This is a genomic window from Haloferax sp. Atlit-10N (assembly GCF_003586325.1).
Lineage (GTDB): Archaea > Halobacteriota > Halobacteria > Halobacteriales > Haloferacaceae > Haloferax > Haloferax prahovense.
In genome coordinates this window covers 1-562 of record NZ_PSYX01000098.1, presented here as the reverse complement: position 1 = coordinate 562, position 562 = coordinate 1, and the positions used below count along the sequence as shown (strand labels likewise).

Here is a 562-nt window from a genome sequence, read left to right as displayed (position 1 = left end):
CCGATGCACCTGCTCAGATTCGGGGTTCGTTTGAGAATCTTTCCTCTGAAGAGCAAACAGTTGGCTTCGGCTCAATCCAGCCGTACTCCAGTATTTGGAGTGAAGGCCACGGATGGCTCGTTCTCATTCCGAGTGACCGTCAGGTACAGAAACTCGCCTTCGGAACAGACGAACAGATTATTCCGGACCGCCCGGTCGATGGTTGCTGGCAGGCGAATCTTGTTCACTTCGTTCTTCCTGACGTGCTTAGATGGCAGTCACTCGATGCGGGGGAGTGCATTCAGACCGATTATACTGTACTGCATTATCCGGAGCAGGAGATATTGGAGGCCACGATGGACAAGTGGGTGAGCAATCGGCCCGAAGATATGAGCTGTCTTCCCGCAGGTAAACACCGCTTTACCGAATCATTTGCGCCGAAAGTGAGAGCGGAGACGACATGGGAAGAGTTTGAGTGGAGGTATACACTCACGATTGAAGAATAGCTCTCTGTCTACTGATTCGAACGGCCGAAACCCGGCAAGTTCCCATGACCGACTCGCGCTCTATCCAGCACAGCCGC

Annotated in this window: 1 protein-coding gene; it reads left to right on the top strand. The window is 53.2% G+C overall.

The genetic code is table 11. The annotated features are described in order from the left end of the window. Positions 1 to 485, top strand: a 485-nt coding sequence (locus C5B91_RS21355) for a hypothetical protein (RefSeq protein WP_233547874.1), incomplete at its 5' end; no start/stop codon positions are given. Positions 486 to 562 lie beyond the last annotated feature (77 nt).